Source organism: Pseudomonas sp. S3_A03 (assembly GCF_054668275.1).
This window is the reverse complement of record NZ_CP162753.1, coordinates 625,930-651,617: the sequence shown is the minus strand read 5'-3', so window position 1 is coordinate 651,617 and position 25,688 is coordinate 625,930. Positions and strand designations below refer to the sequence as shown.

Annotated in this window: 4 protein-coding genes and 7 pseudogenes; 3 read left to right on the top strand and 8 right to left on the bottom strand. The window is 63.2% G+C overall.

Annotated elements, in window-relative coordinates; translation table 11 throughout:
* Positions 1-38: 38 nt before the first annotated feature.
* Positions 39-15,473, bottom strand: a pseudogene (locus AB4O25_RS02925) (non-ribosomal peptide synthetase).
* 157 nt (positions 15,474-15,630) lie between these two features.
* Between AB4O25_RS02925 and AB4O25_RS02920 the strand changes: the two are divergent.
* Positions 15,631-15,991: pseudogene (locus AB4O25_RS02920) on the top strand (type II toxin-antitoxin system HicB family antitoxin).
* Here AB4O25_RS02920 and AB4O25_RS02915 read toward each other — a convergent pair.
* The 5 genes and pseudogenes from AB4O25_RS02915 to AB4O25_RS02895 all read right to left on the bottom strand — a co-directional run bounded on the left by AB4O25_RS02915 (position 15,992) and on the right by AB4O25_RS02895 (position 21,436).
* A pseudogene (locus tag AB4O25_RS02915) lies at positions 15,992-17,163 on the bottom strand (MFS transporter).
* A gap of 40 nt (positions 17,164-17,203) precedes the next feature.
* Positions 17,204-18,559: pseudogene (locus AB4O25_RS02910) on the bottom strand (MATE family efflux transporter).
* A 193-nt stretch (positions 18,560-18,752) separates the two neighbouring features.
* Positions 18,753-19,558, bottom strand: a pseudogene (nadE, locus tag AB4O25_RS02905) (ammonia-dependent NAD(+) synthetase).
* A 1-nt stretch (position 19,559) separates the two neighbouring features.
* Positions 19,560-20,777, bottom strand: coding sequence for a nicotinate phosphoribosyltransferase (gene pncB / locus AB4O25_RS02900; protein WP_017530276.1), 1,218 nt, complete (start codon positions 20,775-20,777; stop codon positions 19,560-19,562).
* Positions 20,778-20,788: 11 nt separating this feature from the next.
* A complete protein-coding gene (locus tag AB4O25_RS02895; protein ID WP_017530275.1) occupies positions 20,789-21,436 on the bottom strand; it encodes a nicotinamidase in 648 nt (215 codons plus the stop codon).
* Positions 21,437-21,582: 146 nt separating this feature from the next.
* Here AB4O25_RS02895 and AB4O25_RS02890 point away from each other — a divergent pair, with 146 nt between their 5' ends.
* Positions 21,583-22,275: an NUDIX hydrolase gene (locus AB4O25_RS02890; protein WP_017530274.1), complete on the top strand. Its 693-nt coding sequence runs from the start codon at positions 21,583-21,585 to the stop codon at positions 22,273-22,275.
* A gap of 32 nt (positions 22,276-22,307) precedes the next feature.
* Here AB4O25_RS02890 and AB4O25_RS02885 read toward each other — a convergent pair.
* Both AB4O25_RS02885 and AB4O25_RS02880 read right to left on the bottom strand, forming a co-directional pair.
* Positions 22,308-23,080 (bottom strand): annotated as a pseudogene (locus AB4O25_RS02885) (L-iditol 2-dehydrogenase).
* 69 nt (positions 23,081-23,149) lie between these two features.
* Positions 23,150-24,425 (bottom strand): annotated as a pseudogene (locus AB4O25_RS02880) (ABC transporter substrate-binding protein).
* 208 nt (positions 24,426-24,633) lie between these two features.
* Here AB4O25_RS02880 and AB4O25_RS02875 point away from each other — a divergent pair.
* Positions 24,634-25,572, top strand: a complete 939-nt coding sequence (locus tag AB4O25_RS02875) for a helix-turn-helix domain-containing protein (RefSeq protein ID WP_460150445.1) — start codon at positions 24,634-24,636, stop codon at positions 25,570-25,572.
* Positions 25,573-25,688 lie beyond the last annotated feature (116 nt).

Genomic DNA, 25,688 nt, shown 5'->3' with positions numbered 1-25,688 from the left:
CACCGACTCGATTAACTTTTGCACGCCATAGCCCTCAATTAAGAAATCAGTTTCTCAAGATCATTGGCTGATAGACGTTTGAGGGCCTCCAGAGATTTAGTCAGTTCATCCTGCAAAGGCTGTAAATCGCCTTGCAGGCCCTGTAGTTCACTGCAGAATTCGCCCAGGTTTTGTGTGCCGAACAGCAGGTTGAGCGGAACATCCAGCTCCAGTTGCTGGCGAATGCGCATGACCACTTGCGTCGCCAACAACGAGTGCCCGCCCAGCGCAAAGAAGTTGTCGTTGAGCCCCACTTGCGCGATTTCCAGCACGCTTTGCCAGATCTGCGCCACCTGTTGGGCCAGCTCACTGTCCGGGGCCACGTAGGCCTGGGCCGCCTGCCCGGCGTCCGGCTTGGGCAGCGCCTTGCGGTCGAGCTTGCCGTTGGGGCTGAGCGGCATACGCTCCAGAACCTGCACATGGTTGGGCACCATATAAGCAGGCAGCGCCTGGCCCACATACAGCTTGAGTTCAGTGGCCGGGGCTGGGTGTTCGCGCCGACCTTGCTCGCCAAGCACCACGTAGGCCACCAGTGACGTATCGTCGACGGCTACCACCACCGCCTCGCGTACATGCTCATGCTCAAGCAACCGTGCTTCGATTTCCCCCAGCTCGATACGCAGGCCGCGCAACTTGACCTGGTGATCGATACGCCCGGCGTATTCGATGACCCCATCGGCGCGATAGCGCGCCAGGTCACCGGTGCGGTACATACGCTGGCCCCGCCCTTGCGGGCTGACGACAAAGCGCTCGGCGGTCAATGCCGGGCGCTGGTGATAACCCCGCGCCAGCCCTTCACCCGCCAGGTACAGCTCACCCAGCACGCCCGCCGGCAGCGGTTCCAGATTGGCATCCAGAATGAAGCACGCGAGGTTGGCGATCGGCCGCCCGATCGGCACGCTGTCACGGCCCTCGTCAAGGCACGTCCAATGGGTCACATCGATGGCCGCTTCGGTCGGGCCGTACAAGTTATACAGCCGCGCCTTCGGCAGCCGCGCGAACACCTGCTGCTGGGCGTCCACCGGCAGCGCCTCGCCGCTGCATACAATACGGGCCAGGCTCAGGCAACTGTCCACAGCGTGCGCCTGCATGAACGCCTGCAACATCGAGGGCACAAAATGCAGGGTCGTCACCTGCTCACGGTTGATCAGCTCAACAAGCCGTGACGGATCACGGTGGTCGCCGGGAGCAGCCATCGCCAAGCGAGCCCCTGTCATCAATGGCCAGAAAAACTCCCAGACCGACACATCGAAGCTGAACGGGGTTTTCTGCAAGACCGTGTCCGCGGCACTGAGCCCGTAGGCCTGCTGCATCCAGCACAACCGATTGACCAGCGCCGAATGCCGGTTGCCCGCGCCCTTGGGCTTGCCCGTGGAACCAGAGGTGTAAATCACATAGGCCAAGCCTTCGGGGTGCACGCTGACCCGCGGGTTGGCGGCACTGTAACCTTCAAGCCAGGTGGCCGGCTGGTCCAGCAGCAGGGTGCGCACACCGGCGGCGAGCGGCAGGCCGTCAACCACCCCCGCTTGACTCAGCAACAACGAGACGCCGCTGTCCTCGATCATGTAGCGCAGGCGATCCTGCGGGTATTCCGGGTCCAACGGTACGTAGGCGCCCCCCGCTTTGAGGATGGCCAGCAAGCCGACCACCATTTCAATCGAGCGCTCCAGCGCAATCCCCACCAACCGCTCAGGGCCCACGCCGGCTTCGATCAGCTTATGCGCCAGGCGGTTCGCCCGCGCATTGAGTTGCGCATAGCTCAGACGCTCGTCGGCAAACACCAGCGCCGTGGCGTCGGGCGTGCGCAGCACTTGCTGCTCGATCAGGTGCTGGATGCTGCAGGTCAATGGGTAGGTGGTTTCAGTGGCGTTCCAGCTGTCTACGATCTGTTGACGTTGCGCACCGTCCAGCAAGCGCAAATCGCCAAGCCTGGCCTGCTCGCTGCTGTCCGCCATTTGCAGCAACAGGTGCTGAAGGTGCCCGGCCAATTGCTTGACCACGCCAGCATCGAAGTGTTGGCGGTCATAGGCAAACTGCAGCGACAGCGTCTGGCCGGCGTCGACCAGCACCGTCAACGGCACACTGGTCTGCTCATGGCTGCTGACCTCGCCAAACGCGATGCCCGCCGGCGCGCCCTGCTCCAGCGCTTGCGACACGGGGTAGTTCTCGAACACCAACAGGCTGTCAAACAGAGCGGTGCCGCCATGCCCCGCCCAGCGCTGGATATCAAACAAAGGCGTGTGCTCGTACTCACGCAAGGCCAGGTTGAGCGACTGCACGTCTTGCAGCCAGGCACTTACCAACTGTTCACTGCGAGGGCTGGCGATCACCGGCAATGTATTGATAAACAAGCCGACCTGCTGCTCGACACCCGCCAAATCGGCGGGACGCCCCGACACCGTGGCACCGAAAGTCACGGTCGGCTGCCCGGTATACCCCTGCAACAGCAGCAGCCAGGCACCTTGCACCAGGGTGTTGAGGGTGACTTTGCGAAGTCGGGCAAAGTCGCCAAGGCGCTGGGTGTGCTCGCGATCAAGCAGCTGCTGATGGCTACCGTGGCCAGGCTGCGACTCACTCTGCGGCGCGTCAAGACTGCGCGCCAGCAAGGTCGGCTCCTCCAGGCTGGCCAACTGCTGCTTCCAGAACGCTTCGCTGGCAGCGTCGTCCTGACGCTTGAGCCAGGCAATGTAGTCGCCATAACTGCCCGTGCGCGGGGCCGGGGCTTGCCCGCTATAGCGTTGCAACACCTCGCCGAGCAACTGCGAGTTACTCCAGCCGTCCATCAAGATGTGATGGCTGGTATAGATCATTTCGTAACGTTCGGGAGCCGTGCGAACCACCGCCAGACGCAGCAGCGGCGGCCGTGCCAGGTCGAAGCCCTGATGCAATTGCTGTTGCGCCAGCGTCTGCAGGGCGGGTTCCAGATCCGCGCGTTCAAGCCAGTCATGGGTTTCGAAGGGCAACTCGGCGTGACGCTGAACAATCTGCAGGGGCTGCTGATGTTCGCTTTCCCAGATAAACCCGGTGCGCAAGACATCATTGTTATTGACGCTGTCTTGCCAGGCCGCTCGAAAACGCTCGACGTCGAGCCCCTGGACGGCAACGCGCATCTGGTTGATGTAATCGCCACCGTTTTGCGCAAGGCGACTGTGGAACAACATGCCTTGCTGCATCGGTGACAAAGGATAGATATCGGCGATATCACGCGCAGGAACTGCCAGGCGGTCCAATTGCACCTGACCCAGGCCAGCCTGGAGGAAGTCCGTAGGCGTGACGCCTGCCGCCCTCCCGTCACAGCAATGTGCGATCAGCGCCTTGAGTTCGAGCATGTACTCGTCCGCCAGCCGCTGCACGGTGGTTTCAGCAAACATCTGCGTGCTGAAACTCCAGTCCATGCTCAGCTCGCCGGCGTAGACCCGACCATTGAGCGACAGCCAGTTGCTTAGTGGCGCCCGCTCGCTCTGCTCGGCACCCGCGAATTCTGTAGCAGGGACGAACAACGAGGTTTCATCGAACTGGCCGTCGAACTGCCCCAGGTAATTGAAGGTGATCCGCGGTACAGCCAACTGGCTAAGTGCCGCACGGGACGCCTCATCGCCCAGATAACGCAACACGCCAAAGCCGATGCCCTTGTGCGGGACACCGCGCAATTGCTCCTTGATCGCCTTGATCGAACCGTCCAGCGAGACTTCGGGTGTAAGGCGTACCGGGAACAAACTGGTGAACCAGCCCACGGTGCGGGTGACATCCAGGTTGTCGAAGAGTTCTTCACGCCCATGGCCTTCCAACTGGATCAGCGCACTGCTTTGTGCGCTCCAGCGCGACACCACGCGCGCCAGCGCCGTCAGCAGCAGGTCATTGACCTGGGTGCGATAAGCCGCGGGGGCCTCTTGCAGCAACTGGCGGGTCAGCGCCGGGTCCAGACGTGACTGCACGGTTGCCGCATAGCGGTTTTCCAGGCTGCCCTCGATGTTGTCACACGGCAGTTCGCCAGTGGCTCCCTGGGCCTGCCAGTACGCGAGTTCAGCCTGCAACTGGGTACTTTGGGCGTATATCTGCAAACGCTCGGCCCATGTTTTGAAGGCGCAAGTCTTGGCGGGCAAGCGGATGGTTTGCGCGCCATGAGCCTGACGGTAGGCCAGTTGCAGATCCTCCAGCACCATGCGCCAGGACACGCCATCGACCACCAGATGATGCACAACCAATAACAGGCGCTGGCTGCCGTCGGCCATGTGCGCCAGCAATGCGCGCAGCAGGCCTCCCTGCAAGTCCAGCGAACGCTGGGCGCGATCGGCCCACTGCGCAAGCGCCTGGCTGTCGTCGACCTCGGCTTGCCACAGCACCACCGGCCGGTCAGCGGGTGAGCGGTGGCTGGCTTCCCAGCCCTGTGCGCCCTGGCTGAAACTCAGGCGCAAGGCATCGTGATGCCCGATCAGCGCCTGCAGCGCCTGCTCCAGTGCCTCGGCCTGCAAGGCCCGGGCAGGACGCAGCAACACCGACTGGTTCCAGTGATGGCGCTCGGCAATAGCCTGTGCAAAAAAGTCCTGTTGAATCGCCAACAGCGGTGTGGCGCCCGTCACCGGGCCCTGTTCGACCACGGCCTGCGGCGGCGCATGCCGCGCCACGCGTGCCAGGCCCTGTACGGTTTGATGGGTAAACAGCTCTTTGGCGGTGAAGTGAATACCGGACGCACGTGCGCGGCTGACCAACTGGATAGAGACAATCGAGTCACCACCCAGCTCGAAGAAGTTGTCGCTCACCCCCACCTGATCGAGTTTCAACACCTCCTGCCAGAGCCCAGCCAGCCTCGCTCCATTTCATTGCGAGGCGCCTGATAGCCCGCCAGGGCAGGCTGTAATTCAGGTACCGGCAACGCTTTGCGGTCAAGCTTGCCGTTAGGCGTCAGGGGCAAACGCGCCAGCGTGACCCACTGCGCCGGCAGCATGTACTCGGGCAAGGTCTGCTTGAGCCAGTCACGCGCGTCTTCATGCAACGCCTGCGGCGCCGGCTGTTCAGACACCAGGTAGGCGATCAAACGGGTACCGTGCTCACCGTCATGGGCGACCACCACGGTTTCGTCGATCGAGGGGTGTTGCAGCAGCCGCTGTTCGATTTCCCCCAGCTCGATCCGGAAACCACGCACCTTGGTCTGGTGGTCGATACGTCCCAGGTACTGGATGTGACCATCGGCCAGGTAGCGCACCAGGTCACCGGTGCGATACAGGCGCTGCGCCCCCGCCCCGAAGGGGTTCGGCACAAAGCGTTCCGCGGTCAGGTCCGGACGCTGCAAGTACCCACGGGCGATACCGGCGCCGGCCAGGTACAACTCGCCCGCCACGCCGATCGGCACCGGCTGCAAATGCTCGTCAAGGACATAGCTGTCGGTACCCGCCAACGGCCGCCCGATGCTCGGCTGCCCGCCCGCTACTCGTCGCACATACGTCGAATAGGTAGTGTCTTCGGAAGGGCCATACAGGTCGTACACATGCTGCAGCGTCGGGTGACTGTAAAGCGCGTCGACCAGTGGCTGCTTCAACGGCTCACCGGCCAGGTTGATGATGCGCACGCTGGCGGGGATTTGCCCGGCCGCATGCAGGGCGGCAATCGCCGACGGCACGGTGTTGATCAGCGTGACGCGATCGCGCGCCGGCAAATCGGCGAGGGCCAGGGCGTTTTCGGCGAGCACAAAGAAGCCACCGCTGCCCAGGGTCACAAACAGTTCCCAAACCGACAGGTCAAAGCAGATCGAGGTAGACGCCAATACGCCCTGCAAGTCTTCGCGACGATAGACCCCCTGGGCCCACTGGACCAGCGACACCGCGTTGCGATGGCTGATGGCGACGCCTTTTGGCTTGCCCGTGGAACCCGAGGTGTAGATGACATAGGCCAGGTTGTCGGCATGCGCGAGTGCAGGCAGGTCGGCACAGTCCGGGGCGCTTGCATCAACGTCTTCGGGTACGACCACCAGCACGTGCGCACCACCAACCTGGGCCGGGTCATTGCTCAGCACCAGGCGCGCCTGGCTGTTTTCAAGCATGTAGGCAATGCGATCGGCCGGGTAATTCGGGTCCAGCGGCACGTAGGTGCCTCCCGCTTTGAGCACCGCCAGGAGCGCCACGACCATTTCCACCGAACGTGGCAGCAACACGCCCACGCGAACCTCAGGGCCTACGCCACGAGCCCGCAGGCGTCGAGCCAGGCGGTTGGCGCGCGCATTGAGCTGGCGATAGTCCAACGCCTGCTCGCCAAACAGCATCGCCAGTTGCTCGGGACCTGCATCGGCCTGAGCTTCGAACAGCTGGTGCAGGCCGCCGTCGAAGGTGGCCGGTAGTTCAAGGCTGTTCCAATCGCGCAGGATAACCTGGCGCTCGTCGGCGCCCAGCAGCGGCAATTCGCTGATCGCCTGTGCAGGCTGGCTGACGATAGCGCGCAACAGGTTCTGCCAGTGGCGCGCCAACTGCTCGACGGTGCCGCGTTGGAACAAGTCCGTGGCGTAGGTCAACGACGCCGCCAACCCGCCCGCCACTTCCACCGTATCCAGGGTCAGGTCGAATTGCGCCGTGCCACTGTCCCAGGCGATGCCTTCAATGGACAGGCCCGACAACCGGACCTGGCGTTGCTCGCGGTTCTGATGGTTGAACAGCACTTGGAACAGCGGGCTATGACTCAGGCTGCGCTGGGGCTGCAAGGCCTCGACCAGTTGCTCGAACGGTAAGTCCTGGAACGTTTGGGCCTCGAGCACCGACTGGTGAACCTGCCGCAACAGGGCTGTGAACGACAGCGCGTCGCCGAACTCGGCGCGCAGCACCTGAGTGTTGACGAAAAACCCGACCAGCCCCTCGGTTTCCAGGCGACTGCGGTTGGCCACCGGCACGCCGACACGGATATCGTTCTGGCCGCTGTACCGGTGCAGCAGCATCTGGAACGAGGCCAGCAACACCGTGAACAATGTGACCTGTTCGCGCCGCGCCACCTGCTGCAAGGCGCTCGCCAACTCGTCAGGCAAGGCGAAGTCCAGGCGGGCGCCTCGAAAGCTCTGCTCGGCCGGCCGGGAGAAATCGACCGGCAACTCCAGCACCGGCTGCTCGCCGCCCAGTTTGTCGAGCCAGTAGGCCAATTGCCGCGCATTGTCGCCACCGGCGACCCATTGGCGCTGCCAGGCGGCATAGTCGGCGTATTGCAAGGGCAAGCTCGCCAGCACGGGCTCGCTGCCCGCACAGAATGCGGCGTAAAGACTGACCAGTTCGTCGACCACGATCTGCATCGACCAGCCATCAGAGACGATGTGATGCTGGGTGATCACCAGCACATGGTGGTCTGCGGTGATCGCAAGCAATTTGACGCGCATCAGTGGCCCGTTGAGCAGATCGAACGGGCGCTGAATCTCCGCTTCGACACATCGTTGGATCTGCGCAGCTTCCACGTTTTCTCGCAGCACCGGCAGTTCAACGTGGGCATGGATCACCTGCAAGGTACGTTCGCCCTCCTCCACGAAGGTGGTACGCAACGCCTCATGCCGCTGCACCAGTGCCTGGAACGCTTGTTCAAGCGCAGGCACATTCAATTGGCCGCGCAAATGCAACGCCGTCGGTACGTGATACGCCGCACTGTGCGGATCCAGTTGCCAAAGGAACCACTGACGCTCCTGGGCCGACGACAGCGGCATCGGCGCCCCACGCTCCATCGCCACCATGGGAACACTGTCCTGCGCCTGCAGGCTCTCGCAAGCCTGGGCAAAACCCAGCAACGTGGGATGCTCGAACACGCTGCGCAGCGGCAATTCCCGCTTCAGTTCATGGCGCACACGGGAGACCACCTGGGTCGCCAACAGCGAATGCCCGCCACGCTCGAAGAAGTGGTCACCCAGGCCGACCTGCTCAACCTGCAACACCGCCTGCCAGATGGCCGCGAGTTGCTGTTGCAGAAGGCTCTGCGGCGCCAGGTAGGCGGCCCGCGGCTGATTCAGGTCGGGCGCGGGCAAGGCGCGGCGGTCGAGCTTGCCATTGTTGTTCAACGGCAAGGCGTCCAGCAGCACCCAGTGCGTCGGCACCATGTAGTCGGGCAAGGACTGGCGCAACACCGCTGCCAACCCTTGGCCGTCGATGCCGGCCTCACGGGCGACGACATACGCCACCAGTTGCGCGCCGGCTGGCCCGGCCACGGCAATCACTGCCGCCTCGCGCACCTGCGGCAGCGCTTGCAGGCACGCCTCGATTTCGCCCATCTCGATCCGGAAGCCACGGATTTTCACTTGATGGTCGATGCGCCCTACGTATTCCAATGCCGCGTGTTCGTTGTAGCGCGCCAGGTCACCGCTGCGGTAGAGCCGCGCGCCGGGCACACCGGAAAACGGGTCCGGCACAAAGCGTTCGGCGGTGAGCGCCGGGCGGTCGAAATAGCCCTGGGCCAGGCCGGCCGCGGCGCCGATGCACAACTCACCAACGCCGCACGTCGGCAGCAACTGAAACGCACTGTCCAGCACGTACAGCGTACGCCCGTCGATAGCGTGCCCGATCGGCATGCCAAAGGTGTCATTGGCATCCGCCAGCCTGACAGTCGTGCACGCTGGACACCACGGTGGCCTCGGTCGGGCCATAGGTGTTCACCAGGCGCACGTTGCCCAACCCCGCCGCGTGCCAGGCGCGTACGCCCTCCACCGCCATGGCTTCGCCGCCCACATGCACCTGGCGCAGGCTACCCAGAGCGCGGCCGTCAACGGCGCACTCCTTGGCCAGCAAGTACCAATAGGCCGCGGGCAGGTCGGCGAGCGTCACGCCCTGGTCGACGATTTCCCGAGCCAACTGCCCGGCATCCCACAGTTCGTCGCCGCGCATGATCAGCGCCGCGCCGACGCAGCAACGGCGGGTAGCACTGTTCGACAAACCCGTCGAAGCTGAAGGTCGCAAATTGCAGCACGCGGTCCGCGGGTGTCAGTGCGCTGTAATGCGCCGCCGTTTCACAGAATTGGCCGAGGGCGGCATGGTCGATGGCCACGCCCTTGGGCCGCCCCGTAGAGCCGGAGGTGTAGATCACGTAGGCCAGGTCTGCCGCCATGGCCTGATTGGGCGGGTTGGTGGCCGGGTAGACGGCCAGTTCCGCACCCGACACGGTGAAGTCGACGCGCACCAGGGCGGCGGGTAACGGCAGATCCTGCAGCAACCCGGTTTCGCTGAGCAACAGGTCGAGGCGGCTGTCGGCCAGCATGTAGGCCTGGCGTTCGTTCGGATAGTTCGGGTCCAGCGGCACGTACGCGGCGCCACTCTTGAGCACCGCGAGCAGGCTGACGATCAGTTGCGGCCCGCGCCGTGAGGCCAGGCCGACCCGCTGCCCCGGCCCGACACCGTGCGCCAGCAGGCAATGCGCCAGGCGGTTGGCCCGCTCATTGAGCTGGGCATAGGTCAGGCGCTCATCCCCGGCCTGCACCGCCAGTGCGTGCGGCGAGGCCTCGGCCTGGGCCGCAATGCGCTCGTGCACACGGTCATGACGGGCCACCGAACCCAGCGATTGGCTCAGGGCAAGCAGGTCGCGCTGCCCGGCGGTGTCGAGCAGTTGCAAACGGCCCAACGGTGCATTGGCATCCGCCACCCATTGCACCAGCAGGTGCCGCAGGTTGGCGGCCAGTTGTTCAACCTGGCGCGCGCTGAAACGCGCACGGTCGTAGCTGAACTCCAGGCGCAGGCTGGCGCCCAGTTCTATCCCCAGGGTCAGCGGGTAGTGGGTGCGTTCATGGTTGTGCATCCGCCCGAAGGTCAGGCCTGCCGGTGCGCCTTGCTTCAGGGCCTCGGCGACCGGGAAGTTTTCAAATACCAGCAGGGTGTCGAACAAGGCGCCCTGTTGCCCGGCCCAGCCCTGGATGTCGTAGAGCGGCACGTGTTCATGGTCGCGCAGGCTTACGTTCAAGGCTTGCAGTTCACGCAGCCGGTCGCCGGTGGATTGCGCAGCCGAAAACGTGCTGATGATGGGCAAGGTGTTGATGAACAGGCCCAACTGCTGCTCGATCCCCGGCAACGGCGCCGAGCGCCCGGCGACAGTGGCGCCGAAGGCCACGCAGTCCTGACCGGTATAGCGTTGCAGCAAGAGGCTCCAGGCGCCCTGCAGCAGGGTATTGAGGGTGACTTTCTGTTGACGGGCAAATTCGCTCAGCTCACGCGTTATGGCGTCCTCCAGCACGAGCTGATGCTCAGCCGTGCCGCCGCCGTCAACCGGTGGCCGCAAGGCTTCAGCCAGCAAGGTCGGCGCCTGCAACGGTGCCAGGGCGGCTTTCCAGAACGCCTCGCCCGACCCTTGCTGTTGCAGCCAGCCCAGGTAGTCGCGGAACTGCCCCAACGGTGCCGGTACGGCCTGGCCGGCGTAGTGGGCAATGACTTCACCGAGCAACTGGGCGTTACTCCAGCCATCCATCAGGATGTGATGGCTGGTGAAGATCAGATGCCAGGCCTCGCCGGCACCGCGCACCAGCATCAGGCGAAACAACGGCGCAGTATCCAGCGCAAAACCTTGCTCGCGTTCGGCGCCAGCGAGGGCATCGAGGTCGGCATTGAGGTCTTCAATCACGTGCAACTGCACGTCAACCTGGCGCTGGATCAGTTGGTGGGCGCTGTCCAGGCCCAGCCAGTGGAAGCTGCTGCGCAGGATGTCATGTCGGTCCAGCGCAGCCTGCCAGGCGCGGCCGAACGCCAACAGGTCGAGGCCCTGGATATCCAGGCGCAACTGGTTGATATAGGCCTGGGCGTCGGGCTCATACAGGGTGTGGAACAACATGCCCTGCTGCATCGGCGACAACGGGTAAAGATCGGCGATGGCCGGCCCCGCCACGGGCAATGCGTTCAATTGCTGCTGGCTCAGGCGCGCCAGCGGGAAGTCCGAAGGCGTGGCCTGCCCGGCCGGCGTGGCGCAGCAATGTTCGATCAAGGCCTTGAGTTCCGTCGCGTACTCATCGGCCAGGCGTTGGATGGTCGCCGTGTCGAACATCTCGCGGCTGAAGCCCCATTGCAGCGTCAGTTCGCCGCCATACACCTGCCCTTCCACGGTCAACCAGTTGGCCAGCGGCGCCTCGGGGTCCTGGGCTTGGCCGCTGCCCTGGGCCGCTGGCACAAACAGTGCCGACTCGCTGAACTGGCGGTCGAACTGGCCCAGGTAGTTGAAGGTGATACGCGGCGCCGCCAGGCCCGCCAGGGCTTCACGGGCGGCCGGCGCTCCCAGGTAACGCAACAGGCCATAGCCGATGCCTTTGTCGGGCACGGCGCGCAGTTGCTCCTTGACCGACTGGATCGCACTGGACAATGGCCCCTCAGCCTGCAGGCGCACCGGGAACAGGCTGGTGAACCAGCCAACGGTACGGGTCAGGTCAAGGCCATCGAACAGGTCTTCGCGGCCGTGGCCTTCCAACTGGATCAAGGCGCCGGGCTGACCGCTCCACCGGCTGACGACACGTGCCAGGGCGGTCAGCAGCAAATCGTTGACCTGCGTGCGATAGGCCGCCGGCGCTTCTTGCAGCAACCGGCGGGTGTACTCGGCGTCGAGGCGCACGTCGAGTTTGCTGCCCAGGCGGTTTTGCAAGCCGCCGTGGGGGTTGTCGCAGGGCAAGTCCATGTCGGCGGACTGGGCCTGCCAGTACGCGAGCTGTTCATCGAGGTTCAGGGCATGGGCCTGCAACTGCTGCGCCCACTGCTGGTAGGCGCTGGTCTTGGCCGGTAGCGATGCCTCGGCATACGCCTGCTGCACGTCTTCAAGCAGGATGCGCCAGGACACGCCGTCAATCACCAGGTGATGGACCACCAGCAACAGGCGCTGGGTGCCGTCTGCCATGTTCACCAGCGCGGCGCGCAGCAGCGGCCCCTGCTCAAGGTCAAGGCTGCGCTGGGCTTCGTCGCAGAGCACGGCCAGCTCAGTGTCATCGACGGCATGGGATTGCCACAGGGCAGGCCCGGTGACCGGCGCGCCATGAGTTTGCAGCCAGCGTCGTCGGCCCGTTGCGCAAAACGTAGGCGCAGGGCGTCGTGATGGTTGAGCACTTGGGTCAGGGCGGCTTCCAGGCGCGTCGGCTCCAGGGCTTCACGCGGGGTCAATAGCAACGACTGGTTCCAGTGCTGGCGCGCCGGGATGGCCTGGGCAAAAAAGCTCTGCTGCACCGGCGTGAGGATCACCTCGCCGCTGACCGGCCCCTGGTCGATAACGCTGGCCTGCTCCAACGTCGCCACCAGCGCCAGGCTGCGCACGCTCTGGTACTGGAACAGGTCGCGCGGGCTGAGGCGAATCCCGGCCTGGCGCGCACGGCTGACCACTTCGATGGAGATGATCGAGTCGCCACCCAGCTCGAAGAAATTGTCTTCCAGGCCAACGTGCTCGACGCCGAGCACGTCGCTCCAGATCGCCGCAAGGGCTTTTTGCAGAGCGTTCTGCGGCGCGACAAACCCCTGCTGCGGCGTGGCGTCCGGCAACGGCAGCGCCTTGCGGTCGAGTTTGCCATTGGCGGTCACCGGCAGCTTGGCCAGGTACACCATGTGGGTCGGCACCATGTATTCCGGCAGACCGCCGAGCAACCAGGCCTTGAGGTCCGTCGGCGCTTCGCCGTCCGGCACCAGGTAAGCCACCAGTTGCTTGCCGCCCTGCACCAGCACCACCGCCTCACGCACACCGGGGTGTTGCATCAGGCGTGTCTCGATTTCGCCCAGCTCGATACGCAAGCCACGCAGCTTGACTTGATGGTCGAGGCGCCCGAGGTATTCGATGACACCGTCAGCACGTTGGCGCACGCGGTCGCCGGTGCGGTACAGGCGCGCGCCGTCGGCAAACGGGCTGGGCACAAAACGTTCGGCGGTCAGCGCCGTTCGCCGGTGATAGCTGCGGGCCAGGCCGGTGCCGCCCAGGTACAGCTCGCCCGACACGCCGGCAGGCACCGGGTTGAGTTGGGCGTCGAGTACATAGGTGCCAAGGTTGGCGATCGGGCGACCGATAGGCACGGCGTCGCGGCCTTCGTCGGTGCAGGTCCAGTGGGTGACGTCGATGGCTGCTTCGGTGGGGCCGTACAGGTTGAACAGCCCGGCCTGGGGCAGTTTGGCGAACACTTGCACCTGCGCATCCAGCGGCAAGGCTTCGCCGCTGCACACGATGCGCTTGAGGCTGCTGCAAGCCTGCACGCCCGGCTCATGGATAAACGCCTGGAGCATCGAGGGCACGAAGTGCAAGGTGGTAATGCCATGGCGGCCGATGGTGTCGATCAGGCGGGCCGGCTCGCGGTGTTCGCCGGGGGCGGCAATGACCAGCCGCGCGCCGGTCATCAGCGGCCAGAAGAACTCCCAGACCGAGACGTCAAAGCTGAAGGGGGTTTTTTGCAGCACCGCGTCGCTGGCGTCGAGGCTATAGGCCTGTTGCATCCAGCACAGACGGTTGACCAGCGCGCGATGGCTGTTGCCCGCGCCCTTGGGCTTGCCGGTGGAGCCGGAGGTGTAGATCACATAGGCGAGGTTCAGCGCCTGGATCGTCACGGCCGGTGATGCGCTGCTGTAACCGTCAAGCCAACCGGTTGCCTGGTCCAGGACCATCACCCGGATTGCGTCGGTGGGCAGCAACGGCAGCAGGCTGTGCTGGCTGAGCAGCAATTGGATGCCGCTGTCCTCGATCATGTAGGCCAGGCGGTCCCGGGGGTATTCGGGGTCAAGCGGCACGTAGGCGCCACCAGCCTTGAGAACGGCCAGCAAGCCCACCACCATCTCCACCGAGCGCTCAACGCAAATGCCCACCAATGCATCGGGGCCCACGCCCTGTTCGCGCAAGGCATGGGCCAACCGGTTGGCGCGGGCGTCGAGCTGGGCGTAGCTCAACGTGGTGTCGCCGAACACCAGTGCCGGGGCCTGCGGCGTGGCCCGGGCCTGGTCTTCGATCAACTGATGAATGCCGCGCTCGGTCGGGTAGGTTTGGGTGGTATGGTTCCAGTCCCGAACCAGCACCTGCTGCTCTGCGGCGGTTAGCATCGGCAGTTCGCCGATGCGCTGCTCGCCGTCGGCAACCATGGCCTGCAACAGGCTGATCCAGTGCCGGGCCATGCGCTCGATGGACGACGCGTCGAACAGGTCGTTGGCATAGGTCAGCGCGGCGTGCAGGGTGCCGGATTTTTCATAGGTATCCAGAGTCAGGTCGAACTGGGTGGTGCGGCCCTGCCACTCCACCAGTGCCAGTTCCAGGCCGGAGGCGGTACTCGACGGACGCGATATCGGCGACCGCCGGCTGGTGGTTATACATCACCTGGAACAGCGGCGTGTGGCTGAGGCTGCGCTCGACTTTCAGGGCTTCCACCAAGCGCTCGAACGGCAATTCCTGATGGGCCTGGGCGCCGAGCGCGTGCTCCTTGATGCCTTGCAGCAACTCGGCAACGCGGGTTTGCCCGGTCAGCTCGGTGCGCAACACCTGGGTGTTGACGAAGAAACCGATCAGCCCTTCGACCTCACTGCGGTTACGGTTGGCAATCGGCACCCCGACACGGATATCGCCCTGGCCGGTGTAACGGCGCAGCAGCACGTTGAAGGCGCCCAGTAACAGCATGAACAGCGTGACGTTGTGCTGTTGCGCGCAACTGCGCAGCTGCGCGGCCAGTGCCGGCGCAATCGCGAAATTATGACGCGTGCCCTGGTAGCTGGGCATCGCCGGGCGTGGGCGGTCGGTGGGCAGTTCCAGCACCGGATGCTCATCGCCCAGGCGCGCCTGCCAATATTCCAGTTGACGCGCCTGCTCCCCGGCTTCCAGCCAACGGCGCTGCCACAGGGCGTAGTCGCTGTACTGGATGGGCAGCGCCGGCAATTGCGGCGCCTCGTTGCGCTCATGAGCGTCATAAAAGCGGATGAACTCGTCGATCAGCACGTTCATCGACCAGCCATCGGAGACGATGTGGTGCAGGGTCAGCAGCAGCACGTGTTCCCGAGCATCCAGCTTGAGCAACTGCACCCGTAGCAGCGGACCGTGCTCCAGGTCGAACGGCAACAGCGACTGGTGGGTCGCCGCATCATTGACCGCTTGCTCACCGTGCCGCCGGCGCCAAGCCGGTCAAATCTTGCTGTTCAATCTCCAGCAACGGCTCCAGGGCGACCTGCCGCAGGCGCTCATCGGGCTGGCGCTGGAATACCGTGCGCAAGGTCTCATGCCTCGGCCACCAGGCCGGCGAACGCCTGCCGCATCGCACTCAAGCTCAGATCGCCCTTTAAACGCACGGCGCCTGGCAAGTTATAGGCGCCGCTGGCCGGGTCCAATTGCCACAGAAACCACATGCGCTGCTGCGCATAGGACAGCGCCTGGCGGTCCTCGGCCTCTACCCCTGCCGGAATCGGAAACCGCGAGAAATCGACCCCTTCTTTCTGCAGTGCCTGCTGGAACAGCTGGCGCTTTTCCAGGGGTAACCCGATAAACCGGCGAGCAAGTTTCAAGGAGTCTTCAGCATTCATTTGTTGGGATCCGGAGCAATAGGCAGGAAGCACAAAGGCACGTCGTCCCTATAAAACGAATCGCAAAGGGAAAAATTAGCGGCGGCTGGAAGGCTGGGAAGGAGGCGTCATCAAGGGTTGTATCAATTTCAGGAAAGCCACGCAGACCCGAGCTAGCATTGACGCCCTCAAATACAAAGGCTACCTAGGCTCTATCCAAGCCAGCCTCGAAGACAACTGCCTGTTCGGCAAGATTCTGTTCATCAAGGCTTTGGTCAGCTATGAAGGCAAAACCGTCGCCGAACTGGACGCGGCGTTTCACGAGGCGGTGGATGACTACCTCGCGACGTGCCAGTCGCTGGGGCAAACCCCTGAGAAACCTTGCAAAGGCTCGTTCAACGTGCGCGTCGGCCATGAACTGCATCTGGCTGCGGCCCTGGCCGCGGCACGAAAAAGTCACGCTCAACGACCTGACCCGTCAGGCGCTGAACGAATTCCTGCACCATCACAGCGCGGATGCAGGCCCGGCGATTGGCTGATCAGCCCAAGCGCCGATAACCCAACACTGCCGAGCCCGATACCACCGCCCCTGCCGCCAACGCCACCCAGAAGCCGCTGGTGGCGCCGAAATGGTCGATCATCCAGCCGGAGCCGGCGGCACCGATGGCCACGCCGATGCTCAGGCCGGTGATCAACCAGGTCATGCCTTCGGTCAGGCGACTGGCTGGAACCACCTGCTGCACCAAGGCCATGGACACGATCAGAGTGGGCGCGAAGAACAGCCCGGAAACGAAGATCGCCACCGCCAGGCCCGGAATGTTGGTTACCAGCAACAACGGCAACGTGGTCAACGCCGTGGCCACCCCACAGAACAGGAACTGCCGGGGCAACGGCGCCTTGAGCTTGAGCGTGCCAAACGCCAGCCCCGCCAGGCACGAACCGATGGCGTACACCGACAGCACGATACTGGCCGCCGCCGGCTGGCCCTGATGTTGGGCAAACGCAACGCTGACCACATCCACCACGCCGACGATGACGCCCATGGCCAGCAGCAGGATCATCAAAATCAGTACCGAAGGCGAAGCAATCAGCCAGCCCGCGTGGTGCGCCTGGTGTTCATGCACGGGGGGTTCGGTGGCCCGTTGCAACACGAACGTGGTCACTCCTGCCGCCAGCAACAGCGCGGCCACCAGCGGCCCGGCTTCGGGAAACAGCACCACACTGAGGCCCACCGAAATCGGCGGGCCGACGATAAAGCACACCTCGTCGAGCACGGACTCCAGGGCAAACGCGGTTTGCAGCTGCGGCTGCCCCCGGTACAACTCGGTCCAGCGCGCGCGCACCATGGCCGACATATTCGGCATACAACCGGCCAGGGCGGCAAACAGGAACAACGTCCAGTTCGGCGCCTGCAAACGGGTGCACAGCAACAGCATCAACAACGCCCCGCCGCCGATCAACGCGGCAACCGGCAGCACCCGCCCCTGGCTGTAACGGTCCACCCACCGTGATACCTGCGGCGCGCAAAACGCCGTGGCCAAGGCAAACACGGCGGCCACCGAGCCCGCCAGGCCATAGCCGCCATGCACCTGAGAGAGCATGGTAATCAGGCCGATACCGGTCATCGACACCGGCATGCGCGCCAGCATGCCGGCCAATACGAAAGCCCGGCGCCAGGCACCTGGAACAACTCGGCGTAGGGGTTTGCCATGATTTAGAAGCCTTCTGTCCTTAAATTGCGCAGCCTGTTATCACACCAGCCGCTTGATCTGCTTATGTCGCCACACCAACCGGTAGTACGCGACCTGCAAGGCCAGCATCGCCAGGTAAGTCACCGGAAATGCCATCCAAACCCCTTCAAGGCCAAAGTGCGCATTGAACAGATACGCCACCGGCAATTCCACGCACAGCACGCAGAATATCGAGATGGCCACCGGCATCAACACCACGCCGCTGGCGCGCATGATCCCGCCGATGACCGCCTGAAAGCCGAACACCAGGATGCTCCACAGCATGATGTGCAACAGGTGTTCGGCATTGACTCGCGCCGCGTCGTCGGTGATGAACAGCCCCAGCAACCAATGAGACAGCCCATGACCCCAGCACAATCAGGCCACCGGTGAGACAGGTGTTGATCAACAACCCGGTGCGCAGGATCGGCCCGATGCGCTCCAGGCGCCCGGCACCAATCGCCTGGGCGCCCAGGATCGAGGCGGTGATGGCAATCGACAGCGCCGGGAACTGCACGTAGTTGACGATCTGCGTCACGGCGCCGTAAGCCGCCGTGGCCTGGGAACCGTGGCCATTGACCAGCGCCAGGATGACCAGCTCGGACAACGACAACACCACCATCTGCAAGCCGGTGGGCAGGCCGATACGCAGGACTTTGCCGAGGATCACGCGGTCCAGGCGCAAGGCCGCAAGCAGTTCGCGATCCGGCGCCATCACATGGCGCTTATGGCGCAGGCGCAACACCAAAAACAGCATCGCCAAGGCGTTACCCACCAGCCCGGCATACACCGCGCTCTGGATCCCCATGGGCGGCAGGCCGATCCAGCCGCGAATCAGCGCAGGCGTCAGCAACAGGCCTGCCAGCGTTGAGACCATCAACGCCAGCAAGGGTGAAACGGTGTCGCTCACGCCGCGCAGCAACTGGGTATAAAGGATAAAGACCAGCAGCAGCGGCATGATCAGCATCATCATCTGGGCGTAACCCACCGCGTCGTCAAGCACATCAATCGGTGTGCCCAATGCCTGCAACGCCGGCCGCGCAAACAGGCTGCCCAACACCGCCGCGATCAACCCCACCAGGGCGCCCAGGGCCAGCGTGGCGCCGGTAATCGACTTGACCATCGCCGTTTGCTGGGCGCCCCACGCTTGGCCGATCAGCACCGAAGCGCCCGCCCCCAGGCCGATCACCAGGGCGATAAAGAAAATACGATGGGAAACATCCCCGAAACCGCCGCCAACGCCTGGGTACCCAGCATTTGCCCCACATAGATACCGTTGAGGGTGCCGGAAAAGCTCTGCAGGAAGTTGGACAGCACCATCGGTGCCAGAAAGAGCAGGTAGACCTGCCACAGCGGGCGTTGCAAAGGGCTTTGCATGAAAAACGGGGCCTCGAAGAACAAAAGCGTCCGAGGGTTATACCGTAAGTGGATCCAATGTTCTTGTGCTTTGACAGCCGAGCGTATTGGCGCCGAGCCCGCACAGCGGCCCCCGCATTGGCCCTGGCCGCGATCTGAAGGCGTGGGAACCAGGGCCAATCGGTTCGGCTGGAATTCGCGCAACCATCAAATGCTAGGGTGCGACAGGCAGCGCCCGCTTGTGCGCGGTCTTGCGGTACGCCCCTCGACAATCGCTCGCACCTGCTCGCTCACCGGCTCGCCCATCAAGTACGCATCAATCTCGGCGTACGAGCAGCCGTATGCGGCTTCATCCAACTTACCCGGAGCCAGTTCTTCGAGGTCGGCGGTGGGGTGTTTGTGCACCAGGTTCGCCGGGGCGTCGAGGGCGCTGGCCAGCAGGCGCACCTGGGTTTTGGTCAGGCCGGACAAAGGGGCCAGGTCGCAGGCGCCGTCGCCGAATTTGGTGAAAAAGCCCATCAGCGCCTCGGCGCCATGGTCGGTGCCGACCACCAGCCCGTTATGCAGGTTGGCCACCGCGTACTGCGCGATCATGCGGGTGCGCGCCTTGACGTTACCCTTGATGAAGTCGAGCTGGGCAGCGTTGGCATCGCCAGCAGACAGGCTGGCCATGAGGCCGTCGACGCCGGCGGCTATGTTGAGGGTGTCGATATGGTCCGGGACGATGTAATCGAGGGAGGCCTGGGCGTCACTTTCATCGGCCTGGGTTTTGTAGGGCAGGCGCATGGCGATAAAGCGTGCGGTGTAGCCTTCGTCGCGCAGTTGCTCCACCGCCAATTGGCACAGGCGCCCGGCGGTGAGCGAGTCCACCCCGCCGCTGATGCCAAGTACCAAGGCCTTGCAGCCCGACTCACGCAACGTGGTCTTGATGAAGTCGATACGCCGTTGGATTTCCTTGGCTTCACCGCCCTTCACCAGGGTGCGGTCGATCTTCAGTTCCCGCGCGATACGGTCTTGCATGTCACACCTCCACGTTGCCGACATTGAATACCTTGGCTGCATACTGCAAAAACGAGGCGTCTTCGCAGACGTTCTTGATCGGGTCATCCGAGAATTTCACCACCGGTTCGCCGTGGACCCGCACCAGCTTCATCACGATGCTCAGGGGTTCCACACCCTCCACATCGCAGGCAAGGCTGGTGCCCATGCCGAAGCCGAACTTGGCCTTGCCACGCACATGGCGCAGGATCGGCAGGCATTTTTCGAAGTTCAGGCCATCGGAGAACATAAGGTCTTTGGTCATGGGGTCGATACCGAGTTCCTTGTATTTGGCCAACACCTTGTCAGCCCAGGCGATGGGGTCGCCGGAGTCCTGGCGCAGGCCGTCATAGAGCTTGGCGAAGTACAGGTCGAAGTCCTTGAGGAAAAAATCGGTGCTGATGGTGTCGGTCAACGCAACGCCCAGGCGGCCACGGTATTCACGCACCCAGTTTTCCAGGCCGGCGTTCTGGCTTTCGCGCAGGCGGCCCAATTGCTGGTGCACCATCATCCACTGGTGCGCCATGGTGCCGATCAGCGGCAAATCGAACGCGTAAGCCAGGTGCGCGTTGCTGGTACCGACGAACTGGCCGGGGAAGTCGCGACGCATGATGTCCACGACCTCGCGCTGGGCCTTGAACGACAGGCGACGGCGCGTGGAGAAGTCCGAGACACGCAGGTCGGCGAGCTCCTCGCGACTGAGGTTTTTTTCCAGCCAGTCGAATTTCTGATAGAGCTTGCGGGTGACAGCTTCCAGGGTCACGTCGGGGTATTTATCACGGTTGCGCAATTCGCTCACCAGTGCCAGCACCGGCTGCTCGAACATGATGCAGTGCAGCATCGGCCCGATGACACGGATGTTCAGTTGGCCGTCGACCTCGCTGACGTGGATGTAGCGCAGATTGAAACGGAACAGGCCAAGGAAGCGCTCGTAGTCCGGGGTGAGGTATTCGCGAAAGCGCGGGTTGAACAAAAAGCGCAGTTCGCCTTCACGCATCTGCAGGCCGGCGAGCTTTTCCAGCTCGTCGCGTAACGGCGGGATCAAGTGACCGAGGTTTTCCTTGGAGCGCACGATGAAGTTGTATTCCACATCCACATTGGGGTGCTGGTGCAGCACGGCCTGCATCATGGTGAAGGTGTAGTAATCGGTGTCGAGCAAGCCCTGGATCACCGGGGTTTCGTAGTCGTAGGCACTTTCCATGGTGGTTCTCCTTAACGCGTGGCCATCGCGGCCAGTTCTTCGCGGGTGCTGCTGATCACAGCACCGGCCTTGAGCAACTCATTGACAGCCTGTACGCCGCCCTCCTCGCTGATACCTCGGCAGGCCGGCAGGTGCAGGACGACCTCCAGGCCGGCCTTGAGCAACTGCAAGGCGGTGGTCTTGACGCAATAGTCCAGGGCCAGGCCACCGACAAGCACGCGGACCACGCCTTGGGCCTTGAGGTACTCGATCACGCCGGTGGACAGTTTGTCGTGCAGGTCGTGGTAGCACGCGCCGTACGGGTGAAGGTCGGGTTCGACGCCTTTCCAGACGAAGTAATCGTAGTCATACGGCGTGGGCAGTTCATCGAGCAGGGTAAAGCCGTCGGTACCCGGTACGCAGTGGCTGACCCAGGTGAGGTCGGCATGCACAAGGCCGGTGGGTTTCATCATCTCGCTCGGGTGGGTGACCACCCAGGGCGCATACGGGGTGTGCGCGTCTTTGCTACCAACGCGATGCCCGGCGAGGCCGGCCATGTAATTGAGTTCGGCGCCGATCTGGTCGCCACCGGCCACAGGCAACTCGTTGGGGCACAGCGGCGTGAAGCTCTTTTGGGCATCAACATCGAATGAAGCAAGGGCGGTTTTCGCAAGGGTCATGATGATTCTCCTATGGCCTGGAAACAAAAGTACACGTCATGTACTTTCATTGCAAGAAACATTTATTTACCTGTGCTGGAGCAAGTACATGACATCGCTGTTCGATCCGCTAGACTGTGCCCCACCGCCGTTCGGAAGGACTTCACATGCCACTTAGCGCCTATCTCCACACCGTCGACCTGTGCGTACTGTTTTACTGCCGCACCTCGGGCGAACTCAAACTGCTGCTGAACAAACGCGACGCCGAGCCCTTCGCCGGGCATTGGGCGCTGCCGGGTGTGGTGGTCAATGGCGGCGTGCAAGATCTGAGCCTCAAGGATGCCGTGGAACGGTTGCGCGCCAGTGACAAAGTCGGCCTGGAGCTGGCCTGGAGCGAGCAGGTTGGCACGGTAGGCGACGCGTTTCGCGACCCGCGATGCTGGTCGTCGTCCACTTATTACCTGGCGATTGTGGCGGATGAGGTAACCCTGGCTGAACATCAGGCCTGGTTTTCGCTGAATGCGGTGGCGGACGGCAGTATCAAGCTGCCGTTCGATCACAACCAGATCGTGGCGGCCGTGCAGGAACGCCTGCTGTCCAAGTCGCTGTACAGCAGCTTGCCGCTGATGTTTCTGGGCAAGGAATTCAGTGCGCCGCAAGCGACTGCGATTTTTTCCCTGGTGCTTACACGGCCCGTGTTGAAGACCAGTATTCGCCAGCGGTTGCTGAAGCTGACCGAGGCGGGGTATTTGCGTGAGACGGGGCGCAAAAAGCCGGGTGAAGGCGGCAGGCCCCAGGCGACGCTGGAAAGCCTGAAGCCCGGTGAGGTCTATTTCTTCGATCGCAGCTTTGCTGAATAGTCAGGCTCATGCAGATCAGCTGTGGGAGGGGGCTAGTTCATCCAATTGCCGCCATCGACGTTGTACGTCTGGGCCACTACATAATCAGCCTCTTTCGAAGCAAGGAAGATCGCCATGCCGGTGAGGTCTTCAGCCGTCCCCATCCGCCCAAACGGCACCTCAGCGCCTACCCGTTTCTTCTTCTCCCCCGGCGCCAGCCCTTCATGCCGGGCGAACAACGCATCCACCCCATCCCAATGTTCACCGTCAACCACGCCGGGAGCGATGGCGTTGACGTTGATCCCGTGCTTGATCAGGTTCAACCCCGCCGATTGCGTCAGGCTGATCACCGCCGCCTTGGTTGCGCAATACACCGCCACCAACGACTCGCCACGCCGCCCGGCCTGGCTGGCCATGTTGATGATCTTGCCGCCGTGGCCCTGGTGGAGCATCTGCCGGGCCGCAGCCTGCAATGTGAACAATGTGCCGGCGACGTTGATCGAGAACAGCCGCTCGAAGCTGTCGCGGGTGATGTCGACGATGGGCGCCAGGTCGAACAGCGCCGCGTTGTTGACCAGGATATCCAGCTTGCCGGCATGGGCCACCACGGCACTCATCGCGGCATCGATGGAGAGTTGGTCGGTGACGTCCATCTCCACCGCGTAGGCCTGTGGCCCCAGTTCGGCAGCCGTTTGCCGGGCGCGTTGCAGGTTGATATCGGCGATGGCGACGGTGGCGCCTTCGGCGATATATGCCTGGGCAAACGCGCGGCCGATCCCGCGCGCCGATCCGGTGATCAGCGCACTTTACCTTCAAGTCGTTTCATGAGGATGTCCTGTAACAATCACTTCGGGTATCCGGCGCGTTTCATTTCGCGCTCTGTGGTCGATTGCGCCTACATCAACGCCTGATCAACCGTCATGCCACCGGTCAGCGCCGCCGAGAACAACTTGCCGACCGAGGTGCCGATGGCCTGGAACTCGGGGATGGTCACGTACTGGATGCCCACGTACGGTACCGGCTTGACCGACGGGTGCGCGGGGTCGGCGTGCTTCATCATTTGCAGGGTCACCTGGGCGAACGGCGCGGCGTTCAAGTAGGCATCGCTGTAAGTGGACTGGCGCGTGCCGGGCGGTACGTTGAGTGAGGCCGTCTGTGTCGGCGACCAGTTGAATGTAGGCCTTGGACGTGGCCCAGGTGATAAAGGCCTTGGCGGCGTCCTTGTGCTTGGAGGTGGCCGGGATCGCCAGGGACCACGCGTAGAGCCAGGAGGACCCTTTGTCCGTAACTTCTGTGGGCGCGGCGGCGAAACCGACACGGTCGGCCACCTTGCTCTGGCTGGCATCCGTGGTAAAGGAGCCGGCGACGCTGGCATCCACCCAAATGGCGCATTTGCCGCTGTTGAACAGTGCCAGGGTCTCATTGAAACCATTGCTGGACACGCCCGGCGGGCCATATTGCTTGAGGGTATTGACGTAGAAGTTGGCGGCGGCGGTCCACTCGGGGCTGGTCAGCTCGGGCTTCCACTGTTCATCGAACCAACGCGCACCAAAGGCGTTGGCCATGGTGCTCAACAGCGCGATGTTTTCGCCCCAGCCGGCCTTGCCGCGCAGGCACATGCCGTATTCGCCCTTATCCTTGGCCGTGAGCTGGGCGGCGAACTCGCCGAGTTGGGTCCAGGTGGGGTGCGCGGGCATGCTCAGGCCGGCATTTTTGAACAGATCGGTGCGGTAATAGGTGACGGTGCTTTCACCGTAGAACGGCAGGGCGTAGAGCGTGTTATTGACCGACAGCTCCTGGCGTACCGAGGGGAAAATATCCTCGACGTCGTAATCGGCCGGCAGCTGGCTCAGCGGTTCCAGCCATTGCTTGGTACCCCACAGCGGGGTTTCGTAAGTGCCGATGGTCAGCACGTCGAATTGGCCGCCCTGGGTGGCAATGTCGGTGGTCAGGCGTTGGCGCAGCACGTTTTCTTCGAGCACCACCCAGTTGAGCTTGATCTGCGGGTGCTGCTGCTCGAACACCTTGGACAGGCGCTGCATGCGGATCATGTCGCTGTTGTTGACCGTGGCGATGGTCACGGTCTCGGCGGCATGACTGGGCAGGGCCAAGGCCAGGCCGCAGAGCAGGCACAGTGCTGTGGGGAACGTGGCTTTACACTTCGGGAGCATGGCGGTTTCCACCTGTTGTTTTTGTTGTGAGCGCCGATTACAGCAGCTTGGCCAACCCCTCACAAACGAATGGCGGATGCCCAGGTGATACTTTTTAACCACGCCCCCAGGATCAAAAAAGTACCAGTGCCGGACAACATCGAGGGTAGCGCCTGAAGGCCTGGGGCGCGTATTTTTAGGGCAATCCAATAAAAAAACCGACAGCACCATGCCCGTTAGCCGCGCCCAACTGTTTGAACACCGCCCCGCCGAACTCGAAGTGATCCTGCCGGAGCCGGATCACCGCTTCCGCTGGTTCGAGCATGATTACCCCTACGACCTGGCGCGCTGGAACCACCACCCCGAATTTGAGATCCACCTGATCCGCCAGGGCAGCGGCAAGTTGGTGGCGGGCGACTATATCGGCGCGTTCGGTGCCGGCCATGTCGCGTTGATCGGCCCGGACCTGCCACACGATTGGATCGGCGAACTGGCGCCCGGCGAACATCTGAGCGGACGCGATGTGGTGCTGCAGTTCGACGGCGCCGCCCTCCTCGCCCTGCGCAAGACCCTGCCGGAACTGGGCGATCTGCAAGCGCTGTTCGAGCAGGCGCGGCGCGGCCTGGAGTTCAGCGGCGCCACCGCGCTAGAAGCCGCCCGCTTGATGGAAGACATCGGCCGCGCCCATGGCCTGCAGCGGCTGATCCTGTTCCTGCAACTGCTCGACACACTGAAAAACGCGCCCCCTGCACACACCAAGCCCCTGGCCAGCCCCTGCTATGCGCCCACGCTCGACGCACGCAGCGCCGAACGCATCAACAAGGCCTTCGACTACCTCATGCGCGAACTCACCGGCGACCTGCGCCTGTCGGTGATCGCCCAGCAACTGCAGATGAGCGAACCAGGCTTCTCGCGGTTTTTCAAGCGCAACACCGGCCACGGCTTTATTGACCTGATGCGCAAATTCCGCGTGCAGCGCGCCTGCCGGCTGTTGCTGCAAAGCGATATGTCAGTGGCCGATATCTGTTTTGAAGTGGGCTACGCGAACCTGTCCAACTTCAACCGGCACTTTCGTATCGAGATGAACCAGACACCGAGCGAATATCGCCGTGAAACCGCCATGCACCTGTTCAATCGCAGCGAACAAATGACACCCAGTCATTTCTGATCGAAAGGTCGACTAATCCGGCTTTTTGTCAGCTCATTCAAGCTGTTGAGTAAAGTTGGTACAGCGTGTGCAAACGTTTGCGATAAGAGCTTGCTCGCCAAGTTCGCCACCACTCG